Origin of the sequence: Xanthomonas arboricola pv. guizotiae (assembly GCF_002940205.1) — a bacterium.
GTDB classification, from domain to species: domain Bacteria; phylum Pseudomonadota; class Gammaproteobacteria; order Xanthomonadales; family Xanthomonadaceae; genus Xanthomonas; species Xanthomonas arboricola_C.
Window position 1 is genome coordinate 51,282 of record NZ_MDSK01000014.1, and the last position, 19,510, is coordinate 70,791.

General features: G+C 66.1%; 19 protein-coding genes and 2 other RNA genes. 7 read left to right on the forward strand and 14 right to left on the reverse strand.

The features are described 5' to 3' along the window. Positions 1–12: 12 nt before the first annotated feature. From XarbCFBP7408_RS10585 to XarbCFBP7408_RS10595, 3 genes are read right to left on the reverse strand one after another with little or no spacing between them, the layout of a single operon-like run. Positions 13–1,611 carry an alpha/beta hydrolase gene (locus XarbCFBP7408_RS10585; protein ID WP_181106460.1) on the reverse strand — a complete coding sequence of 533 codons (1,599 nt, stop codon included), beginning with the start codon at positions 1,609–1,611 and terminating at the stop codon, positions 13–15. A 60-nt stretch (positions 1,612–1,671) separates the two neighbouring features. After that, positions 1,672–1,872, reverse strand: a complete 201-nt coding sequence (locus tag XarbCFBP7408_RS10590; protein WP_016903655.1) for a helix-turn-helix transcriptional regulator — start codon at positions 1,870–1,872, stop codon at positions 1,672–1,674. Continuing rightward, on the reverse strand, positions 1,869–2,456 hold the full coding sequence (locus XarbCFBP7408_RS10595) for a hypothetical protein (RefSeq protein WP_104562958.1): 588 nt from the start codon (positions 2,454–2,456) through the stop codon (positions 1,869–1,871). Before XarbCFBP7408_RS10595 ends, XarbCFBP7408_RS10590 begins: the two co-directional genes overlap by 4 nt. A gap of 328 nt (positions 2,457–2,784) precedes the next feature. On the opposite strand from XarbCFBP7408_RS10595, the gene XarbCFBP7408_RS10600 reads away from it, so the two are divergent. Further along, positions 2,785–4,350, forward strand: a complete 1,566-nt coding sequence (locus XarbCFBP7408_RS10600; protein WP_104562910.1) for a GH39 family glycosyl hydrolase — start codon at positions 2,785–2,787, stop codon at positions 4,348–4,350. Between the two features lie 272 nt (positions 4,351–4,622). On the opposite strand, the gene XarbCFBP7408_RS10605 is transcribed toward XarbCFBP7408_RS10600, so the two are convergent. Together XarbCFBP7408_RS10605 and XarbCFBP7408_RS10610 are read right to left on the reverse strand one after the other, a co-directional pair. Further along, a non-coding RNA gene (locus XarbCFBP7408_RS10605) (sX9 sRNA) lies at positions 4,623–4,695 on the reverse strand. A 62-nt stretch (positions 4,696–4,757) separates the two neighbouring features. After that, on the reverse strand, positions 4,758–5,030 hold the full coding sequence (locus XarbCFBP7408_RS10610; RefSeq protein ID WP_039514053.1) for a metal/formaldehyde-sensitive transcriptional repressor: 273 nt from the start codon (positions 5,028–5,030) through the stop codon (positions 4,758–4,760). A gap of 65 nt (positions 5,031–5,095) precedes the next feature. Here XarbCFBP7408_RS10610 and dmeF point away from each other — a divergent pair, with 65 nt between their 5' ends. Then, on the forward strand, positions 5,096–6,067 hold the full coding sequence (gene dmeF, locus XarbCFBP7408_RS10615) for a CDF family Co(II)/Ni(II) efflux transporter DmeF (protein WP_104562911.1): 972 nt from the start codon (positions 5,096–5,098) through the stop codon (positions 6,065–6,067). A gap of 276 nt (positions 6,068–6,343) precedes the next feature. On the opposite strand, the gene XarbCFBP7408_RS10620 is transcribed toward dmeF, so the two are convergent. From XarbCFBP7408_RS10620 to XarbCFBP7408_RS10630, 3 genes are read right to left on the reverse strand one after another with little or no spacing between them, the layout of a single operon-like run. Further along, on the reverse strand, positions 6,344–7,780 hold the full coding sequence (locus XarbCFBP7408_RS10620; RefSeq protein ID WP_104562912.1) for a PepSY domain-containing protein: 1,437 nt from the start codon (positions 7,778–7,780) through the stop codon (positions 6,344–6,346). A 25-nt stretch (positions 7,781–7,805) separates the two neighbouring features. Beyond that, positions 7,806–9,986: a TonB-dependent receptor gene (locus tag XarbCFBP7408_RS10625; protein ID WP_104562913.1), complete on the reverse strand. Its 2,181-nt coding sequence runs from the start codon at positions 9,984–9,986 to the stop codon at positions 7,806–7,808. A gap of 42 nt (positions 9,987–10,028) precedes the next feature. Next, positions 10,029–10,379 (reverse strand): DUF3088 family protein, encoded by a 351-nt coding sequence (locus XarbCFBP7408_RS10630; RefSeq protein ID WP_104562914.1) that lies wholly within the window; start codon positions 10,377–10,379, stop codon positions 10,029–10,031. Between the two features lie 127 nt (positions 10,380–10,506). Here XarbCFBP7408_RS10630 and ftrA point away from each other — a divergent pair, with 127 nt between their 5' ends. After that, the gene (gene ftrA, locus XarbCFBP7408_RS10635; protein WP_104562915.1) at positions 10,507–11,517 is read left to right on the forward strand and encodes a transcriptional regulator FtrA; all 1,011 of its coding nucleotides are present in this window, start codon (positions 10,507–10,509) and stop codon (positions 11,515–11,517) included. Between the two features lie 71 nt (positions 11,518–11,588). On the opposite strand, the gene XarbCFBP7408_RS10640 is transcribed toward ftrA, so the two are convergent. Next, positions 11,589–12,416: a ferredoxin--NADP reductase gene (locus XarbCFBP7408_RS10640; RefSeq protein ID WP_181106440.1), complete on the reverse strand. Its 828-nt coding sequence runs from the start codon at positions 12,414–12,416 to the stop codon at positions 11,589–11,591. 35 nt (positions 12,417–12,451) lie between these two features. On the opposite strand from XarbCFBP7408_RS10640, the gene XarbCFBP7408_RS10645 reads away from it, so the two are divergent. The 4 genes from XarbCFBP7408_RS10645 to XarbCFBP7408_RS10660 all read left to right on the forward strand — a co-directional run bounded on the left by XarbCFBP7408_RS10645 (position 12,452) and on the right by XarbCFBP7408_RS10660 (position 16,446). Continuing rightward, the gene (locus XarbCFBP7408_RS10645) at positions 12,452–13,468 is read left to right on the forward strand and encodes an ABC transporter ATP-binding protein (protein ID WP_104562917.1); all 1,017 of its coding nucleotides are present in this window, start codon (positions 12,452–12,454) and stop codon (positions 13,466–13,468) included. Beyond that, positions 13,465–14,268: an ABC transporter permease gene (locus tag XarbCFBP7408_RS10650; protein WP_104562918.1), complete on the forward strand. Its 804-nt coding sequence runs from the start codon at positions 13,465–13,467 to the stop codon at positions 14,266–14,268. The genes XarbCFBP7408_RS10645 and XarbCFBP7408_RS10650 overlap by 4 nt, the downstream gene beginning before the upstream one ends. 127 nt (positions 14,269–14,395) lie before the next feature. After that, positions 14,396–15,334, forward strand: a complete 939-nt coding sequence (panE, locus tag XarbCFBP7408_RS10655; RefSeq protein ID WP_104562919.1) for a 2-dehydropantoate 2-reductase — start codon at positions 14,396–14,398, stop codon at positions 15,332–15,334. Between the two features lie 596 nt (positions 15,335–15,930). Further along, entirely contained in the window at positions 15,931–16,446 is a 516-nt protein-coding gene (locus tag XarbCFBP7408_RS10660) for a hypothetical protein (RefSeq protein ID WP_181106437.1), read from the forward strand. Between the two features lie 4 nt (positions 16,447–16,450). Here the strand turns inward: XarbCFBP7408_RS10660 and XarbCFBP7408_RS10665 are convergent. From XarbCFBP7408_RS10665 to XarbCFBP7408_RS10685, 5 genes are all read right to left on the reverse strand, one after another. Continuing rightward, positions 16,451–16,526, reverse strand: a non-coding RNA gene (locus XarbCFBP7408_RS10665) — sX9 sRNA. Positions 16,527–16,595: 69 nt separating this feature from the next. After that, a complete protein-coding gene (locus XarbCFBP7408_RS10670; RefSeq protein WP_104562921.1) occupies positions 16,596–17,003 on the reverse strand; it encodes an acyl-CoA thioesterase in 408 nt (135 codons plus the stop codon). Between the two features lie 412 nt (positions 17,004–17,415). Next, the gene (locus XarbCFBP7408_RS10675; protein WP_104562922.1) at positions 17,416–17,742 is read right to left on the reverse strand and encodes a thioredoxin family protein; all 327 of its coding nucleotides are present in this window, start codon (positions 17,740–17,742) and stop codon (positions 17,416–17,418) included. Beyond that, positions 17,714–18,196 carry a flavodoxin gene (locus XarbCFBP7408_RS10680; RefSeq protein ID WP_104562923.1) on the reverse strand — a complete coding sequence of 161 codons (483 nt, stop codon included), beginning with the start codon at positions 18,194–18,196 and terminating at the stop codon, positions 17,714–17,716. Before XarbCFBP7408_RS10680 ends, XarbCFBP7408_RS10675 begins: the two co-directional genes overlap by 29 nt. 95 nt (positions 18,197–18,291) lie before the next feature. Continuing rightward, on the reverse strand, positions 18,292–19,335 hold the full coding sequence (locus XarbCFBP7408_RS10685) for a ribonucleotide-diphosphate reductase subunit beta (protein WP_104562924.1): 1,044 nt from the start codon (positions 19,333–19,335) through the stop codon (positions 18,292–18,294). Positions 19,336–19,510: the final 175 nt, after the last annotated feature.

The following is a 19,510-nucleotide window of genomic DNA, read 5'->3' on the forward strand; positions in this document are numbered from 1 at the left end:
GGTCGGTGCGGCTCATGGTTCCCATCCGTTGAACGAGGTAAACGCGGGCACGTTGTTGAGGCTGGCCACGCAGCTGGCATCCAGCGCCTTGGCGTCGGCGGTCTGCAGGAACTGGCCCAGCACCTTGGGCATGCACCCCAGTCGAAACACCCCGTGGCCCTGCCCCGGCGCCACCAGGTGACGGCCATTGGGCAGGCCCTGCAGCACACGCTCGGCATAGCGCGGCGGCGTCACCGGATCCAGCTCGCCCGACAGCAACAACACCGGCAGGTTGGATTTGAACGGTGCGACGTCGGCAGCCGGGGTCGGCTTGGTCGGCCAGGCCTTGCAGGGCGCGAAGAACATCTGCGCCACCTCCGCTCCCAGCAAGGTGTCGTCCTTGCCGGCGGGCGGCGTGTAGCGGCCGGCGTCTTCGCTGCACAGCACCGACCATTGCATCGGGCGATTCATCTGGTCGGACATGTCCGAGGCGCTCATCTGTGCCAACGCCATCAGCGAGGCGTAACGCCCTGCCGCCGCCTCGTCCAGCACCAGCGGCAACAACGAGGCGGTTTGCGGCGCATACGAAAAGCCGAACGCCAGGCCAACCACGGTATCGGCCGTCACCTGCTCGTGGTGCAGTTCACCGGTGCGCGGGTCGCGGTAATCCACCGCCACCGGCGCCTGACGCAAGCGCTCCACCACCTGCCGTAGCTGCGTGCGCGTGTCCACCGGGAAGCGTTTGGCGCATGCCGCGTCCTTGCGGCATTGGGTGGCCTGCAACGCGATCGCATCTTCGAACGTGCGCGCGAACTCGCCGCCGATCACCAGATCGTTCGGCGCCACGCCATCGATCACCAGCGTGCGTGTGTGTTGCCGGTAGCGCGCCGCATAGTGCTGTGCGACCCGGGTGCCGTAGGAGCCGCCGATCAGGTTGAGCGTCTGCACGCCCAGTGCGGCGCGCACCGCATCCAGATCGCCAATCGCCTCGCTGGTGGTGAAATAGCGCGGATCGGCATCGTTGCGCAGCCCTTGTGCGCACTGGCGCGCGTAATCGGTCAATTGCTCGGCGGTGGCGGCACTGCTGTTTTCCAGCACCAGCGGCTTGCCGGCGGCATCGCGGCACGCAAGCGGATGCGAACCGCCGGTGCCGCGCTGGTCGACCAGGAAGATGTCGCGCCGCTTGCGGACTTCATGCAGCCCCATGTCCACGATCGCGGCGACCTGGGTGGTCGATTGTCCCGGCCCGCCGGCAATGAAGAACACCGGATCCGGCGTGCTGCCGGCGCCGGCCTCGCTTTCCAGCCAGGCGATCTTCAGGTCGATGCTGCGCCCGGTCGGCGCGGCCGGGTTTTCCGGCACGCGCAGGCTGGCGCATTGCGCCTCGATATTGCCGGCCGCGCTGCCGGAACTCAGCGTGCACGGTGCAAATTGCAGCGTGCCGTAACGATTGCCTGCGGCGGTGCCGGTCTGCGGCTTGCCGGCCTGCGGCTGCGCGGTGCCGGGCGTGGCTGTGCCCGTCTTGGGCGTGGCAGCCGTGTTTTCAGCCGGCTGCTCCGCAGGCTGACATCCGGTTGCCAGCAATGCGATCAGCAGCGCCGCCACCAGTGTGGGTTGCTTCACCATGTTCAGCATCTCTCCTGATAGTTCCTGTCCCCTGACGCCGCATCCGGTCGGGTGTGACCGGCGCGGCTACTGCCCGTCTTCGTAAAGAAAGACGTGCTCGATCGATTCCCCGAACAGACGCGCGATACGAAACGCCAACGGCAGACTGGGATCGTACTTGCCGGTCTCCAGCGCATTGATGGTCTGCCGCGATACGCCCAGGCGTTCGCCCAACTCGCCTTGCGACCAGCCGCTGGCCTCGCGCAATTCGCGCACCCGGCTATTCATTCGAACCGTCGGGCATTGATGCTTTTGGTGACGCCGTAGATGGCGCACAACATCGGAAACACCCACAACATCGCCACCGTCGCAGGGATGTCGATCAGCTCGGCGGCCTGCAGGAATCCGCCGGTCATATACGCGCCGCTGACCAGGCCGGCGGCAATGGCGATCGACTCCAGTTCGATGCGCCGCTGCATCTCGTCCGAGTCGCGCACGTAGCGCGCCACCGCACGGATCACCAGGGCGACCAGCACGGCCGGCAACAAGGCGATCAGCACGCGCGCCCAGCGCGGATCCACATGCGCAAGCAAGTATCTCCAGAACAGCATCACCACCACATACAAGCCCATCGGCACGCCGAATTCGCGGTGATAGCGCCGTGCCAGTGCCGGCCGCGTGCTGTCGCGCAGGCTGCCGCGCGACAGCAACAGCAGCAGCGACAGCACCAGGCAAGACACGCCCGCGCCGGCACAGAGCCCGGCAAGGTGGGCACTCAGCGGCAGCAGCTGCCAACGACCGAGCGCGCTGACGGCGAGCAGGCCGGCTCCCAGGCAGAGCGCCAGGAGCGCGTTGCGTCTGCAGCCGGTCATGCGCGTTGCCTCGCGCGCGCCGATGGACGCACTGGCAGGCCAGTGCCACCCATCCCGGAATCGCTGCGCAGCGGCCGCTGCGCCGACCATGCCGGTATGCACTCCCATTGCCGATGCTGCTGACGCATCCTCTTCGCCTGTCAAGTCAACTTGACAGGCACGATGCGCTCGGCACGGCCCACTGTCAAGCACCCTTTACACGTTCGACCGCGTGCAATCCCTGCCCATCGCCACGCAACGCTGGCAGCAGGATGACCAAGCACGCCGGTCCGCAGCACCGGGCCGGAGCTGGGTTACGCTGCGCGATCGAACATTGGCGGGAGCGGTGATGCGTCTGAAGACCTGGTTGGCAATTGCACTGAGCGGCTGCATGGCGAGCTCTGCCATGGCGCAGGAGGCGGCGCCTCGCACGATCGAACTGGATCTGGCCAGCGCCGCCGGGCCGGTCGACCGGTTCTACGACCTGTCGATCGGCTCGGACTTTCCCGGCACCTTGATCCGCAGCGACAGCCAGGCGCAACTGGTTCCGGCGGTGCAGGAGCTGGGGTTTCGCTATATCCGCTTCCACGACGTGTTCCATGACGTGCTCGGCACGGTGAGAGACGTCGACGGCACGCTCGTCTACGACTGGACCAAACTGGATCAGCTCTACGATGCGCTACTGGCCAAGCGCATCCGTCCGTTTGTGGAATTGGGCTTTACGCCCGCCGCGATGAAGACCTCCGAACAGACGCTCTTCTACTGGAAGGGCAACACCTCGCATCCGGACCCGGCCAAGTGGGCGCAGCTGATCGATGCGTACGTGCGCCACATCCGTGCGCGCTACGGTGCCGACGAAGTGCGGCAGTGGTATTTCGAGGTGTGGAACGAGCCCAACCTCAGGGATTTCTGGGAGAACGCCGACCAGCAGGCCTACTTCGACCTGTATGCGAACACCGCGCGCACGATCAAGGCGATCGATCCGCAGCTGCGCGTCGGTGGCCCCTCCACCGCCGGTGCGGACTGGGTGCCGGAACTGCTGGCCTTCGTTGCCAAGCACAAACTGCCGATCGACTTCGTCACCACGCATACCTATGGCGTGGAGGGCAGCTTTCTCGATGAAGACGGCAAGCAGGACGTCAAGCTGTCGGCCTCGCCGGATGCCATCGTCGGCGATGTGCGCCGCGTGCGTGCGCAGATCCAGGCTTCGCCGTTTCCGGAGTTGCCGCTGTATTTCACCGAGTGGAGCAGCAGCTATACCCCGCGCGATTTCGTCCACGACAGCTACATCAACGCGCCCTACATCCTGACCAAGCTCAAGCAGGTGCAAGGCCTGGTGCAGGGCATGAGCTACTGGACCTACACCGATCTGTTCGAAGAACCCGGCCCGCCGCCCACGCCCTTCCACGGCGGCTTCGGGCTGATGAATCGCGAGGGCATCCGCAAGCCGGCGTGGTTTGCCTACAAGTACTTGAACGCGCTCAAGGGCCGCACTATTCCGCTGCGCGATGCGCACGCATTTGCGGCGGTGGATGGCCAGCGCATCGCCGCGCTGGCCTGGGATTGGCAGCAGCCGGTGCAGGCGGTGAGCAATACCCCGTTCTATACCAAACAGCTGCCGGCCACCGACAGCGCAGCGCTGGTGTTCCGTCTGGCGCAGGTGCCGGCCGGCAACTACCGGCTGCAGGTGCGCAAGACCGGCTACCGGCGCAACGATCCGCTGTCGCTGTACATCGACATGGGCATGCCCAAGGAGCTGGCGCCGCGGCAGCTGGCGCAGCTGCAGCAGGCCACGCGCGACACGCCCGAGCAGGACCGGCGCGTGCGCGTCGGCGCCGATGGCGTGGTGGAGATCCGCGTGCCGATGCGCAGCAACGATGTGGTGCTGATGACGCTGGAGCCGTCGGCGCGCTGAGCGCCCGGCACGCCATTGCGCCTGCAATCAGGCGAGGCGTTGCGGGTGGATTGCATGCGTGCAGCGATGCGCGCAGTTCGGCGCGATGTCCCGACCGTGCATCGTTCGTGACGTCGGGTGCGTCATGCGTGCGTTGCGGCATGTCGCGCGCATCGCCGCAGGACACTGCAGGCACGGCTTCATCAAGGTCCGGCGCGCTGGGCCGTCGTTCAGTCCGCGCAGCGCACAAGGTTGAAAGCGAATCGGCGTGACCGGTGTGCAGAACTTGAAGCAGCAGACAAAACCTAGCGCGGTGACCAGCCGGTGCGGACAGCGCGGAGGAACCGCAGGGCACGAGTGATGCATGCAGATTCCGAGCGCCGGCCGCGCCCACCTGGTGGTGAGCGCAGTCGTTTTGAGAACCGCCCTTACTTTAGATAGGTCTTGAGAATGGCGGTGATGTCGTCGACCGCCAACTCGCGCTCGCCCAGTGCCTCCGGTGCCGCGACGTGGTGCTTCAGGTGCTCACTGAGCAACTCGACCATCAGGCCCTGCGCAGCGCCACGAAACGCCGCCACCTGCGTCAGCAACGCGGTGCAGTCCACGTCCTGCGCCAGGGCTTTCTCCAGCCCCTCCACTTGCCCACGGATCCGGCGCACGCGGGCGAGCAGCTTGGATTTGTCCTGATTCAGATGTGCCATTGCCATATACCCCCTGGGGGTATCTGAGATACCATAGGGGGGTATCGTAGCCAGAGCCCCTCCCGATGTCGATCACGCACGCCGCGCCGCACTGCGCGCAGTCGCATACCTTCGCCAGCGCCAACCCGCTTGCCGAGCGCAGCACCCGCAAGGCCGTCATCCTGACCGTGGTCATGATGCTGGTGGAGATCGTCGGCGGCTGGACGCTCAACTCCATGGCCCTGCTCGCCGATGGCTGGCATATGAGCTCGCACGCGCTGGCACTGGGGCTGGCACTGTTCGCCTACCGCTTCGCGCGGCGCAATGCCAACGACCTGCGTTTCAGCTTCGGCACCTGGAAGATCGAAGTGCTGGGTGGCTATACCAGCGCGATCCTGCTGTTGGGCGTGGCCGGCCTGATGGCGTTCCAGTCGCTGGAACGGCTGTTCTCGCCCAAGCCCATCCAGTACCAGGAGGCCACCGTCATCGCGGTCATCGGCCTGCTGGTCAACCTGATCTGCGCCTGGTGGTTGCGCGACTCGCATGGCCATGCGCATGGCCATCACCACGGCCACGCCCACGCGCATGACGGTCATGGCCATGGTCATGCTCATGCCGATCTCAATCTGCGTGCCGCATATCTGCACGTGGTGGCCGATGCGGCGACCTCGGTCCTGGCGATCGTCGCGCTGCTCGCCGGCATGTACTGGGGCGTGACCTGGCTGGATCCGATCATGGGCATCGTCGGCGCGGTGCTGGTCACCGTGTGGGCATGGGGACTGCTGCGCAGCACCGGCCGCGTGCTGCTGGATGCGGAGATGGATGCACCGGTGGTGGAAGAAGTGAAGCAGGTCATCGCCGAGCTGCCGCATGCCATCGACATCGGCGACCTGCATGTCTGGCGCGTGGGCAGCGATCGTTATGCCTGCGTCGTCAGTCTGGTCACGGCGGCCGACATCGATGCGGACCTGGTCCGCACTGCCCTGCAGATCCACGAGGAACTGGTGCACATCACCGTCGAGTTGAAGCGCCCGCCAATGGGGCATGCTGCGGTCTAGCGTTCGCAGCGCGCTGCATTCGTCGGCCTGCGGTCTTCAGTGCGCAAGCCGGTGCTACGGGCCCCGGCAGGTATCCACGGGCTGACCATGCTCGGCAGACACCAGCTCGGTAGCAGTCGAGATCGTCGGTGTGCATGGTGCAAGCGACGCATGACCGTCTGCCCGATCGTGCGCGGGGCCAAACGCAGCTATGCTCTTCGCCACGCCGGCGCTGCCAACGCACGCAGCCGGCATGTCGCACACTTATGTTCCGGCTCCTGCGCACCATCGGCCCGGTCAGCGCGCCGTCTTGCCGACCACGCTGCGCATCAATCGGCTTGCTCCGAGCACCACGCCGGTCAGCGAGAATGCCAGCCCGAGCAGTAGTGGCCCGAGTTGCACCACGCGCCTGAGCACGGGATGCGACTGCAGCAGCGGAACGTTGGTCGTATGGATGGCCAGATACAGCCAGGCATAGGTACGGCGACTGGCATCCAGTGCCAGCAGCGGTGCGCCGCTGGCCGGGTCGAAGTACAGCGCAGTGCGCGCAGGCGCTGCCACCGTCAGCCGCAGCGCATCGGCGGCAATCGCGTCGGCCTGGCGGTACAGCGCCTCGGCACTGTCGGGTGGCGTCGGCTCGCGATCCAGCGTCCAGGCATGCGCTGCCGCATGCCGGATCGCGTCGGGCGATAGCCGGGTGCCGGTGATGCGCCCGGGCATGCCTTCGCTCACCGCCGCACCGGCCGGGCCGCGTCCTACCGCAACAGGACGCCCACCGACCGCGGTGAAGTCGATCTGGGTGGCGCCCGACAGGCAGCGCAGCGCGCCGGCATTGATGCCTGCCAGCACCGTCGGCAAGGGCGCACCGGCATAGCGCGCGACCTTGGCCGGGTCCGGAATGCCTCTGGAGAACAGCCTGCCGTGGTCCATCGACAGCCAGCCGCTGAAGATCCAGCCCAGCACGAACACTGCAGCGATCAGGCCCAGGCCGTGATGCCAGCGAAGCCAGCCACGAAAGCCCGACCACGCAGGCCTGGGGCTATGCGCGCGTTGCCAGCTGCGATACACGCCCAGCACCGTGCCGGCGCCGGCGCTGCACAACGCCGCCAACGCCAGCCACCAGACGGTTCGATCCCACGCGGTAAAACTGCGCCGCAGCTGGGTGAAATACAGCCAGTGCGGAACCGACCCGACCCAGTTCCATGCCCGTTCGCTGGCACGGGTGCGCTGCATCACTTCGCCGGTCCGCGCAGAGACATACAGCACCGTGCCCAGGTCGTCCTGCAGCGCCGCGCGATAGAACGGCCGCCACGGATCGAACTTCTGGTGCACGCTCCATTGATCGTAGTCCAGCGGGCCATCCAGTCGCCGCACCCCGGCATGGCCGAAGGCAGCGGCAATCGCGCCGGCAGCCTCGGCACTCAGCAACCCACGCACCTGCCCATCGATGCCATCGACGGCAACCGTCGCCGTCGCGCTGCCGACGACATAAGCGGGGCGCCCACCGATCGATACCAGCCGCATGGCCGTCGCATCGCGCACGCTGCGCAGGGCCTGCGCCGGCGCAACCGTCAGCCGCGACACGTCGATCCGCTCGGCGTCGCTCCAGCGTTGCTGGGGACTCAACGCGGGAAACGGCACGAACGCCAGCACCAGGCCGCTGGCGAACCACACCGCAAACATCAGGCAGAACGCCACCCCGGTCCAGCGATGCAACCAGACGAGCCAGAACATCTTCGGCCGGCGCCGCGCGGCCCGATCAGAAGCGTGCATGCAGGCTCAGCTCCAGCGTCCTGGGCAATCCCAGGATGACCTGGCCCGGGTAGAACACATCGGCCCATTGCACGTAGTCGGTGTCGAACAGATTGTCGGCATGCAGCGACAACGCAACCCCGGGATTCAGGTCGTAGGTCGCGTACGCATTGGTCAGGGTGTACGACTCCAGCCGCAGCGTATTGGCCAGGTTTCCGTAGCGCGTGCCGACATGCCGCACCGACAGGCCCAGCTCCAATGGCAGGCCGGCCACGTTTCTCACGCTGGTCCAGGCATTGAACAGCGACTTGGGCACGTTGGCCGGACGATTGCCGGAGGCGTCCAGACCGGTATTGCTGTCGATGAACTGCGCGTACTCGGCATCGACGTAGGCGTAGTTGGCGCTGGCGCTCCACTGCGATGCCAGCTGCGCATCCACGCTGAGTTCGAACCCGCGCGAGGTTTGCTGCCCGATATTGCTGAGCGCGTCCTGCGCGGTCAGCGCCAGGATGTTGTTGCGCTTGATGTCGTAGAGCGCCAGCGTGCCGCTGAGTCGTTGGTCCGGCGTGGCGGCCTTCAGGCCCACTTCCACCTGCCGGGATTTGCTCAATGCAAAATCCTGCCCCGCATTGACGATGAAGATATTGGAGCCGGCCGGATCGGTGGCAGTGGTGTAGGACGCATACGGTGTGATGGCCGGGGTGAGCGCATACACCAGACCGATGCGTCCATTGGCGGGGCGATAGGTCCTGGAGAAACTCGACGCTGCCTGAAACTCCCCATCCGGGCCGTAATTCTTGCGCTCCAGTTCGAGAGATTCGTAACGCCCACCGAGCACCAGCTTGGCCTTGTCGCTCACATCCAGGGCGTCTTCGACAAACAGCGCCGCGTTGGTCCAGGTGGTCGGGCTACGCCGACGCACCCGTTCGCCGAACGCACCGCTCGGCCCGCGCGCAGCCAGCGCCACGCTGTCGCCATCGGGGAAACCGCGGTTCCTGACGAACTCCAGGCGGCTGTAATCCAGCCCCACCACCAGGCGATTGTTCAGTCCGGCGATGCGCTGGTCGAAGGTGGCGCTGGTCTGATTCCCCCATAGCGTCTGATCGTGATACACGAAGAACCGGTCGCGATCGATCAGGTTCGTCTGCGTGTTGTAGCTGTAACTTTCCGAGTTCAGCCAGCGCCGATCGGCATGAAAGTAATAGGCCATGTTCTGCAAGGTGACGGCGTCGGAGAGCTTCCATTTCAGATAGGCCTGCGGCCAGAGCTGACGCGAATCGATACCGGCATCGGCCACGTTGTAGTTGTTGCGGCGGGTGGAGCCATCGACGACATCGCCGTCGGGCGCGCGCAGGATGCCGTCGAGGGGAGTGCGCGCCACCGTGGCCGGCACCAGCGGCGTGCCGAAGTACGTCGACGGCTGGTCCTTTGCATAATCCAGCGAGAACTGCGCGCTGAGATCCTCGCGCGGGCGCCAGAGCAGCGACACGGTGGCATTGAGCGCGCTGGAATCGGCGCCATGCACATAGCCATCGGACGATACCCGGCTGATGTCGGCGCGGTAGGCCCAGTCGTCGTTGAGCCCTCCTCCGGCGCCGAGCCCCCAGATCCGCCCGCCATAACTGGATGCCCCGGCCAGCAGCTCGTACGTACCGGGGCCGAAGGTTGGCGCCTTGTTGGTCACATTGACCGCGCCGCCCACCGCGCCCTGACCATAGATCACCGACGCCGGGCCTTTCAACACTTCGACCGATTGCAGGTTGAAGTTGTTCTGCGGCCGGTTGGTCATGTTCGACGGCCCCAGATACAGGCCGTTGTGCAGGATGGTGATCTGCCCGTCGGTGAAGCCGCGCATCGAGAAGGTCGCCGGATTTCCCGGCGAGCCGCCGGTGTTGATGCCCGGCAAACTCTCGGCCGCCTTCTCCACGCTGCGCAGGCCGCGTGCTTCGATCGCGGCGGCGTTGATCGCATCCAGCGTGCCCGGCGTCTCGCGCGCGGACAGATTGAGCCGGCTGCCGGTCGGGGTGAATTGCTCCAGCGAACGCAGGCGGCCGCTCACGACCACCTGGTCCAGCGTGGTCGCCTCGGTGGCTTGCACCGTGGCTGTCTGCTGCGCGCGTGCGGCGCCGATGCAGCCCAGTGCGGCGGCAATCGACAAGGACAGCAGCATGGCTTGCGTGCACGTCATGCGCGTTCTCCAGGGAGGCAGGTGGAAGACCGGGTGCGTACCTCAGCGCTGCCGCGCAACCGCGAAACGCTGCGAGAGGTAGGCGCGAATGGCGGCCTCGTCGTCGATCACGCGGTAATGCGCAGCGGGTTTACTGCCAACCACCTCGGCATCGGTGGCGGCCAACACCAGCACCGGCAGCGATTGGTGCTGCTCGCCCAGCAGATCGACCAGCACCTGCCTTGGCCGCGGAAATGCCAGCCGCCGGATCTCCAGCCCCTGCGCAATGGCCGGGGCAATGCTGAGCAAGCCTTCGATGGCGATGCAGTCGCCGCAGTAGAAAGGGCCAGCGCCGTCGACCGCGAATGCGGTGTCGGCCAGGAATAAGGTGTCGCGCACTAACGGGTTGCTCACCGATCGCTCTCCGGGAGTGTCTGCGAACCAGCCGATGGCTCAGCTCGCATGACGAGGACCAGGCGCCATGTTGCGCAGCAGCAGGCAATGGGTGAAAGTGGCGTAAACGCCATCTATCGGTCATTTCATGCCAACTTCGAAAAAACGCCTGCGTCGCGATGCGTCGCCGCCCCTGGTGGTGGTGGTCGCGTACGACCAGCTCGGCCTGTTCGAATTCGGGATCGCCACTGAAATCTTCGGACTGCCGCGGCCGGAAGTGGGCCCGGGCTGGTATCGGTTTGCCATTGCCGCGGCCGAACCCGGCCCGCTGCGTGCGCTGGGCGAACTCCGCATCGCGGTGGATGGCGGACTCGATCTGCTCGATGCCGCCCACACCATCGTCATTCCCAGCTGGAGAGATACCAGTGCGTCGGCACCGGATGCCCTGATCAAGGCGCTGCAACGTGCGCATAAACGCAAGACCCGGATCGTCTCGATCTGCGCCGGCGCCTTCGTGCTGGCCCAGGCGGGTCTATTGCAGGGGCGCAGGGCCACCACGCATTGGCGCAACGCGGAGGTGCTGGCCAGCCATTACCCGCAAATCACCGTCGAGCCGGGCGTGCTCTACGTCGATGAGGGCGACATCCTGACCTCGGCCGGCAGCGCTGCAGGCATCGATCTCTGCCTGCATATCGTGCGCGCGGATTTTGGCCCGGCAGTGGCCAACCAGGTCGCCAAACGGCTGGTGATGCCGGTGCATCGCGACGGCGGGCAAGCCCAGTTCATCGAGCGCCCGGTGCCACCCATCCACGAAAGCACCCGGCTCGGGCCGCTGCTCGAGCGCATCGCCCAGGACCTCACCGCCAACCACTGTGTGGACGCGCTGGCCAGCGCGGCAGGCATGAGCCGCCGCACGTTCTTGCGCCGGTTTCAGGCCACCACCGGCATGTCGCCGGGCAAATGGATCGTCAACGAACGGCTCAACCGTGCGCGCGAGATGCTGGAAACCTCCGGCGCCGACATCGAACAGATCGCAACGCGTTGCGGCTTCGGCTCGACCGAGACGCTCAGGCACCACTTCCGCCGCGCGCTGGCGTTATCGCCAACCCAATACCGGCGCGTGTTCGGCGGGCATCGCGATGCTGTCGACGGGCCTTGAACGTGCCGGCGCAGGCGCACCAGGCGTGATCAGCGAGGCCGCGCAAGACGGCCGGGCAGCGTGCGACTGACTCAGGGTTTTGCCGGGGCCGGGCTGACGTATTTCTCGCGGCGGATCTGCGCGTTCGGCAGGCCGGCTGCCTTCAACGCCTCGATGCAGCTGTCCACCATGTCCGGGTTGCCGCACAGGTAGGCGATGTCGCCCTGCGCATCGGGCGCGAACCCGGCCAGCTGCTGCTGCACGTAACCCTGCCGTACATCCGCATGCGGCTGCTCGGGCAGTGCGCGCGAAAAACACGGCACATAGCGGAACTGCGGGTGCGCATCGGCAAACGCGCGGAAGTCGTCGCCGTACAACAGCTCGGCCGGCGTGCGTGCGCCCTGCAGCAGCAGCACCTGCACGCCGCGGGTGGCGATCGCCTCGGCCAGCAGCGGCAGCATCGACCGGTACGGGGTGACGCCGGTACCGGTGGCGATCAGCACATAGCGCCGGTTGTGGTCGCCCGGCGGCAGGCAGAAGCGCCCGTAGGGGCCGCTGGCCTGCAACTGGTCGCCGATCTGCAGGCCTTCGAACAGCGCGGTGGCCGAACCGCCGGGCACGAAACTCACCGCGATATCCACCGCCTCGCCCGGTCCGAGTGCATGGTCGTGGATGGTCGCCAGCGAATAGCTGCGCTTGGTCGGCGTACCGTCGGCGGCATCGAAATGGATCTGGATGAACTGCCCGGGCTGGAAATCCAGCGGCTGCCCGTCGTCACGCAGGAACTGGCAGTGGGCCACGGTGGGCGCAATCATGCGCCGGTCGACAAGCTTGAGGGGGAATTGAACGGGCACGAACGTATTTGGGACAGTCTGTGATCGGGGCTTGCCCCCGCGGGCTTCTATAATAACGGCCTGCAACTCGCTGCGCCGTCACGCTGACGCGAAGGAACATCTTGAATTCCCCATCTCCGACCACCGCACCCGCGCTGCGTGTGTGCGATCTGCGCAAGACCTACGACAACGGCACCCAGGCGCTCAAGGGCGTCTCGCTGGACGTGGCGCCAGGCGATTTCTTCGCCCTGCTCGGCCCCAACGGCGCCGGCAAATCCACCCTGATCGGCATCATCAGCTCGCTGGTGAACCTGTCCGCCGGCCAGGTGGAAGTGTTCGGCACCGACCTGGTCGGCCAACGCAGCGACGCGATGCGGCTGATCGGCCTGGTCCCGCAGGAGGTCAACTTCAACCTGTTCGAAAAACCCTTCGACATCCTGGTCAACTACGCCGGTTTCTACGGCATGCCGCGCGCCGAGGCCGAGCGTCTGGCCGAAGCCGAGCTGCGCCGCTCGCACCTGTGGGAAAAGGCCCAGGTGATGAGCCGCACGCTGTCCGGCGGCATGAAGCGCCGGCTGATGATCGCCCGCGCCATGATGACCCAGCCGCGGCTGCTGATCCTGGACGAGCCCACCGCCGGCGTGGATATCGAGATCCGCCGCGACATGTGGCGCGTGCTCAAGGAGATCAACGCCGCCGGCACCACCATCATCCTGACCACGCATTACCTGGAAGAAGCCGAGCACCTGTGCCGCAACCTGGCCATCATCAACCACGGCCAGATCGTCACCCAGGGGCCGATGCGCGAACTGCTGGCCAAGCTGGACGTGGAAGGCTTCCTGTTCGATATCGACGGCGACCTGCCGGCCGAACTGCCGGTGATCGAAGGCACCACGCTCACCGCCATCGACGGCCACACGCTGGACCTGGACATGCCGCGCGCGATGGACCTCAACCGCGTGTTCGCCACGCTCGGCAGCGCCGGCATCCGGGTGCGCTCGATGCGCACCAAGAGCAATCGCCTGGAAGAGCTGTTCGTGCGCCTGACCGGTGACGCCCCGGTACCGGCCACTGCCCCCACGCCTGTCGTCCCCAACGGCACACCGCCCGCGCAGCCGCGCAGCGGAGGCCAGCCATGAACGAGATCCGCACCGTGACCGAACCCACCAACGCGCGCCGCAACTGGATTGCGCTGGGCACCATCGTGCGCCGCGAAGTGCAGCGCATCCTGCGCATCTGGGGCCAGACCCTGGTGCCGCCGGCCATCACCATGACGCTGTACTTCCTGATCTTCGGCGGGCTGATCGGCTCGCGCGTCGGCGACATGGGCGGCTACTCGTACATGCAGTTCATCGTGCCGGGCCTGGTGATGATGAGCGTGATCCAGAACAGCTACGGCAACATCTCCTCCAGCTTCTTCGGCGCCAAGTTCGGCCGGCATGTGGAAGAGCTGCTGGTCAGCCCGATGCCCAACTGGGTGATCCTGTGGGGCTACGTCTCCGGCGCGGTGCTGCGCGGGGTGATGGTCGGCGCGTTGGTGCTGATCATCGCGATGTTCTTCACCCCGGTGCGCATCCCGCATCCGCTGGTCACGCTGACCACGGTGTTGCTGGGCGCGACCATCTTTTCGCTGGCCGGCTTCGTCAACGCGGTCTACGCCAAGAAGTTCGACGACGTGGCGATCGTGCCGACCTTCATCCTGACCCCGCTGACCTATCTGGGCGGCGTGTTCTATTCGGTAAAGCTGCTGCCGCCGTGGGCCGAAGCGGCCACCCACGCCAACCCGATCTTCTACATGGTCAACGCGTTCCGCTACGGCCTGCTCGGCAGCTCCGACGTGCCGATCTGGGTCGCCTACGCGCTGATGCTGGGCTTTGTCGCGGTGCTCGGCGCGCTGGCGCTGTGGTTGCTGCGGCGCGGTGTCGGGCTGCGTAGCTGACGCCGGGCGCGGATTTCATTGGGAACGCCGGTGGCTGGCGGACGCGCTAACCCCCATCCGCCCTTCGGGCACCTTCCCCCGCCTGCGGGGGAAGGCAAGACCAGATTGACTGAGGACAGATCACTTCATGCGCATGCTCATTCTCGGCGCCGGCGGCACCGGCGGCTATTTCGGCGGACGCCTGGCGCAGGCCGGCGTGGACGTCACCTTCCTGGTGCGCGAGGCGCGTGCGGCGCAGCTGCAGGCCGATGGCCTGCGCATCCGCAGCCCGCTCGGCGATGCGGATCTGCCGGTGGCGCATGTCACCGCGCAGGACCTGCCGGCCCTGGTGGCGCAGCGGCCGTTCGATCTGGTGATCCTCAGCTGCAAGGCCTACGACCTGGACAGCGCGATCGAGGCGATTGCACCGGCGGTGGGCGAGCACACGACGGTGCTGCCGATCCTCAACGGCCTGCGCCATTACGCGCCGCTGGACGAGCGTTTCGGTGCGGCGCGGGTGCTGGGCGGGCTGTGCTTCATCAGTGCCGCCAAGGGCGAGCACGGCGAAATCCTGCACCTGGGCAAGCCGGCGGCGATGACCTTTGGCGAGCGCGATGGCAGCGCCGCATCGGCACGCGTGCAGGCGCTTGCGGCGGCCTGCGCGCAGGCCGGTATCGATCATGTGGCCAGCGAGCAGATCGCGCAGGAGCAGTGGATCAAGTACAGCTTCCTCACCGCGCTGGCGGCGGCCACCTGCCTGATGCGTGCGCCGGTCGGGGCGATCGTGGCCACCGACGACGGCCGTGCGCTGATCAACGGCCTGTACAACGAATGCCTGTGGGCCGCCGATGCAGCCGGCCAGTCGATTCCGGAAGCCGCGCGCGCCAAGGCATTGCAGACGCTGTTGCAGGTCGACTCGCCGTTGAAGGCCTCGATGCTGCGCGACCTGGAAGCCGGCCAGGACGTGGAAGCGGCGCAGATCGTCGGCGACATGCTCAGGCGCGTGCGCGAGACCGGCCGCAACGCGCCGTTGTTGATGGCCGCACACGTGCATCTGCAGGCATATCAGGTGCTGCGCCAGGCCTGACGCGGCCAGAGGGACGGCACTGGTGGGCGGCGTGACGCGACGGCGCCCCTCATCCGCCCTTCGGGCACCTTCCCCCCGCATGCGGGGGAAGGGAACGGGTGGTTCCATTGCATTGATTGCATCGCTGGATGCCGCATCGCGCGACGCATGACCGCAGTGCCATCACCACACAAGGCACACACCACCAATCCCTTCTCCCGCATGCGGGAGAAGGTGGCGCGAAGCGCCGGATGAGGGTGGACGCCGGCCGGAGATACCGCATCGCGCGACGCATGACCGCAGTGCCATCACCGCACAAGGCACACACCACCAATCCCTTCTCCCGCATGCGGGAGAAGGTGGCGCGCAGCGCCGGATGAGGGTGGAGGCCGGCTGGGTTGATCAGCACAAGGCTCCGTCCACGTCCCCAGGCGCGCGATGGAAACTGCAGCAACCAGGCATGGCCGCGCGCATGCCTGGCGCGACCAACTTCCCCATCCGCCCCCGGGTGGCTACGTATAAGCCTGCAGTACACAACGCTCATCGTGTCGTTGCCTTCGCGCCATCACGACGCGGCGCCCACGATGCTCTGCGTCCCATCGCCCGCGTCGCCATCCATGAAGCTGCTCAGCCACTTGTTCCGTGCCGGTCATTTCGTGATTCTGGCGTTTTTCGTACTGTGCGCGGCCGGTCTGGTGGCGATGGCCGGGCTGGAGCTGTGGCATGGCTTTACCCCCGGCGGCGACATGGTGGTGCGCGACCGCTTCAACGTGGTGCTGGAGGCAATCGGCCTGCTCACCGTGGCGCTGGTGACGCTGGAACTGGGCCAGACCATCTTCGAGGAAGAGATCCTGCGCGACGTCAAGGTCAGCGGCCCAACCCGCGTGCGCCGCTACCTGTCGCGGTTCTTCGTGGTAATCGTGATTGCGCTGGCGATCGAGACGCTGGTGTCGATCTTCGAGCTGATGCACGACGACCCGGCCAAGCTGCCGTATGCGGCGGCGGTGGGCCTGTGCGCGGCGCTGTTGCTGGTCGCCTGGGGCGTGTTCGTCAAGCTCAATCGCAGCGCCGAGGAGCCGGAACCCGAAGCGATGGAAGAGACCAAGCGCGAAGACCGCGAGGTCGAGGAATAAGAGCGGCTAACAAAACGTAGCGAGCAGTCGTCAGGTGGGAGTGGGCGGCGCGGAGGAACCGCAGTGTACGAGTGTTATATGCCGCACCGAGCACCGGTCGCGCCCGCCTGGCGGTGAGCGTAGTCGTTTTGTCAGTTGCTCAAGCGCGGTCAGCTGCTGACGGCTGGCAGCGGCGGCACCGAGGTCGGCTTGCCGTCAGCATCCAGGGCGATCATCACGAAGTGCCCGCGTGTGCACAGCTCGCGCGCGCCGCTGAGCAGATCCTCGGCGATCAGCTCCACTTCCACCTTGATCGAACTGCGCCCCACCGACACCACCCGCGCGATGGTTTCCACCATCTGGCCCTGGCGGATCGGCAGCTTGAAATCCACCTGCTCCGAGCGCGCGGTCACCACCGCACGCCGCGCATAGCGCGAGGCGGCCAGGAAGGCGGCCTTGTCCATCCACGCCAGCGCCTGCCCACCGAACAGCGTGCCCATGTGGTTGGTGTGGTTGGGGAACACGATCTCGGCCATGCGGACTTCGATCGGTGGCTGGGTCTGCAGGCTGTCTGACATGAGGGGTTTCCAGGGAAAGGGGGCGCGTCGCGCCAGGGCGATTGCAGCAGCCCGGCGCAGACAGGATAGGCGGTCAGCCGCAGCGGCGTACGCCGGAACGACGCGCAGCGGTGATGGGCAGCCATCTTGCCGACGCGGGCGCTGTACTGCGTTTGCGCGCGGCTGGCGTGGGCGGCTGGCGTGGGCGGCTGGCGTGGGCGGCTGGCGTGGGCGGGTGGCCGGCGGCCGGCATGCGGCGTGGCTGTCGCAGGCGTGATGGGGTTTATCGGGACGGCGGTCGCGGCCGGGGCCGCTCCTACGGGAGCATCAAGATGGCATCGCGATCACCGGGTAAGGCGGCGGCATGCAGCCACCTTTCCGATGCGATGACGTGCAGCCGCAGGCGCGCAGCCGGCTGCGCAGCCACGCTGGCTCAGAGGCTGGTCTTGACCGCGGTTTCCACCTGCGCGGGCGACTGGAAGCCGGGCAGGCGCGCCACCTCGCTGCCATCGCGGTACAGCGCCAGGGTCGGGGTCTGGCGCAGGCCCAGGTCGCGGAAGAATTCCTCGCCCACCACTTCCAGCTTGACCTTCAACAAGGCCACGCCCGCAGCGGCATCGCTGCTGGCGAACTTGTCCAGCGACATGTCGAGCATGCGGCAACCGGGGCAGTTGTCCTTGTAGAAATCCACCAGCGCGCGCGGATGCGCGGCCAGGGTCTGGGTGTAGTGCTCAGGCGACGTGACGGTAATGGTCTGCATTGGGATCGTTCTTGCATTGGGCCAGGACTTCGTCGGTCCAGGCGGCGATGGCCTGCGCGTCGCGCTGGCCGTGGGGCATCTGTTCGATGGTCAAACGGGCAAACGGGCTGGCGAAGAACTGGGCGATGCGATGCACCGCGCCGCAAAAATACTCCTCGCCCCATTGCGTTTCGCCGGTGCCGAACACCGCGACACGCGGCGGCTTGCCCAGCGTTTGGACCAACTCGACGATGAAGCGTTTCATCTCCGCCGGCGTACGCCCACCGTTGTCGGTCCAGCTACCAAGCAGAAACAGCTCGTACTGCCCCGGCGCATGCGGCACCTGTTCCAGCCGCTGCACGTCGGTTTCCAGCCAGGTCACCACATGCCCCGCCGCTTCGCAGCGCAACGCAACACTGCGCGCAACATCGCGCGTGTTGCCGCTCAACGATGCCAGGGCGAGCAGGATGTTCATGGAGTCTGGGAATGGGGAGTCGGGAATAGGGAATCGGAACAGCGGGACGCGTCTGCTTTCGCTCTTACCATTCCCGATTCCCTATTCTCTATTACTCACAGATCGTCGAAGCCGTTATCTGAATTGGTCTTCTTGTACGAGGCATTGCGCATTTCGAAGAAGTCGGTCTTGGTTTCGGTGAAGTTGTCGGCGTAGGCCTTGATCCACGGCATCACGTTGTCGTTGGCGCCTTCGTACAGCTTCTCGATGCCGAGCATGCCGGCCATCTTGTTGGCACGGTACTTCACGTAGCGGATCATCTCGTCGACGTCGATGCCGTCGATGCCGTCCAGCACTTCGGCCGTCCACACCGTTTCCAGGTCGATCGCGTGCTCGAAGGCCTTGTGCACGTAATCGGTGAGCTGGTCGCCCTGCAGCGCCTGATTCTCGCCGATGATGGCGCGAATCAGCTCGCTGATGAACTTGGAGTGGGCCAGTTCGTCGCGGTTGATGAAGCTGATGATCTTGCCGGTGCCGGTCATGCGGTTCTGGCGGACCAGATTGTAGAAATACGCAAAGCCGGAATAGAAGTTGATGCCTTCCAGGATCGAGGACTGGATCAGCGAACGGATCAGCGTTTCGGCCGTCTTCTCGCGCATGAAGTCTTCGTAGGCGCCCATGATCGGCGCGTTGCGCTTGATGATGGTCGGGTGCGTGCGCGCGATTTCGAACACGCGGTTCTGGTCGGCCAGGCCGGTGATCGAGGCCAGCACGTAGCTGTAGCTCTCGTTATGGATCACTTCCTGCTGGCCGATGATGGCGGCATTGGCATGCGCGGCCGGGTCGGTGATGTATTCGGCGACGTTGTAGATGAAACGCGTCTGCGGCGAATCCAGCGTGGCCAGCAAGCCGATGATCGAATCGTAGGCATTCTTTTCGCGCGCCGACAGCTCGTTGTACTGGCGCGCGTCGCCCTTCATGTCCACCTCGTCGGGGATCCAGAAGTTGGTCGACAGTTCCTTGTAGGCCCGATAGAAGGACGGGTACGGGATGTCGTTCCAGTTGAGGATGCCCGAGGTCTGACCGTTGATGATGCCGGTCGAACGGTTCGGGTGGCGCGGCTCAAGAATTTTGATGCGTTCAAGCGGTGTTGCGGACATGGGTTTCCACTCGTGTTACAGGCGTCGCGCGTACAGACAGCAACGGCGGCGCAACAAATCAATCTGGAGGAAAGCCCCCTGAGTCAGGGGGCGCGCCAAAGGCGCGGGGTGTGGATCCTAATGAGCCGGGGCCCACGGTTCGCAAGGCGAACCGTGGGGAGCTGAAGCGCGAATG

Excerpts from the sequence above, each read along its gene's own strand:
- XarbCFBP7408_RS10595 (WP_104562958.1), bottom strand. The coding sequence starts at position 2,456 with ATGACCGGCTGCAGACGCAACGCGCTCCTGGCGCTCTGCCTGGGAGCC.
- XarbCFBP7408_RS10625 (WP_104562913.1), bottom strand. The coding sequence starts at position 9,986 with ATGACGTGCACGCAAGCCATGCTGCTGTCCTTGTCGATTGCCGCCGCA.
- XarbCFBP7408_RS10685 (WP_104562924.1), bottom strand. The coding sequence starts at position 19,335 with ATGTCCGCAACACCGCTTGAACGCATCAAAATTCTTGAGCCGCGCCAC.
- XarbCFBP7408_RS10675 (WP_104562922.1), bottom strand. The coding sequence starts at position 17,742 with ATGCAGACCATTACCGTCACGTCGCCTGAGCACTACACCCAGACCCTG.
- XarbCFBP7408_RS10680 (WP_104562923.1), bottom strand. The coding sequence starts at position 18,196 with ATGAACATCCTGCTCGCCCTGGCATCGTTGAGCGGCAACACGCGCGAT.
- ftrA (WP_104562915.1), top strand. The coding sequence starts at position 10,507 with ATGCCAACTTCGAAAAAACGCCTGCGTCGCGATGCGTCGCCGCCCCTG.
- XarbCFBP7408_RS10670 (WP_104562921.1), bottom strand. The coding sequence starts at position 17,003 with ATGTCAGACAGCCTGCAGACCCAGCCACCGATCGAAGTCCGCATGGCC.
- dmeF (WP_104562911.1), top strand. The coding sequence starts at position 5,096 with ATGTCGATCACGCACGCCGCGCCGCACTGCGCGCAGTCGCATACCTTC.
- XarbCFBP7408_RS10600 (WP_104562910.1), top strand. The coding sequence starts at position 2,785 with ATGCGTCTGAAGACCTGGTTGGCAATTGCACTGAGCGGCTGCATGGCG.
- XarbCFBP7408_RS10660 (WP_181106437.1), top strand. The coding sequence starts at position 15,931 with ATGAAGCTGCTCAGCCACTTGTTCCGTGCCGGTCATTTCGTGATTCTG.
- panE (WP_104562919.1), top strand. The coding sequence starts at position 14,396 with ATGCGCATGCTCATTCTCGGCGCCGGCGGCACCGGCGGCTATTTCGGC.
- XarbCFBP7408_RS10650 (WP_104562918.1), top strand. The coding sequence starts at position 13,465 with ATGAACGAGATCCGCACCGTGACCGAACCCACCAACGCGCGCCGCAAC.
- XarbCFBP7408_RS10590 (WP_016903655.1), bottom strand. The coding sequence starts at position 1,872 with ATGAATAGCCGGGTGCGCGAATTGCGCGAGGCCAGCGGCTGGTCGCAA.
- XarbCFBP7408_RS10610 (WP_039514053.1), bottom strand. The coding sequence starts at position 5,030 with ATGGCACATCTGAATCAGGACAAATCCAAGCTGCTCGCCCGCGTGCGC.
- XarbCFBP7408_RS10620 (WP_104562912.1), bottom strand. The coding sequence starts at position 7,780 with ATGTTCTGGCTCGTCTGGTTGCATCGCTGGACCGGGGTGGCGTTCTGC.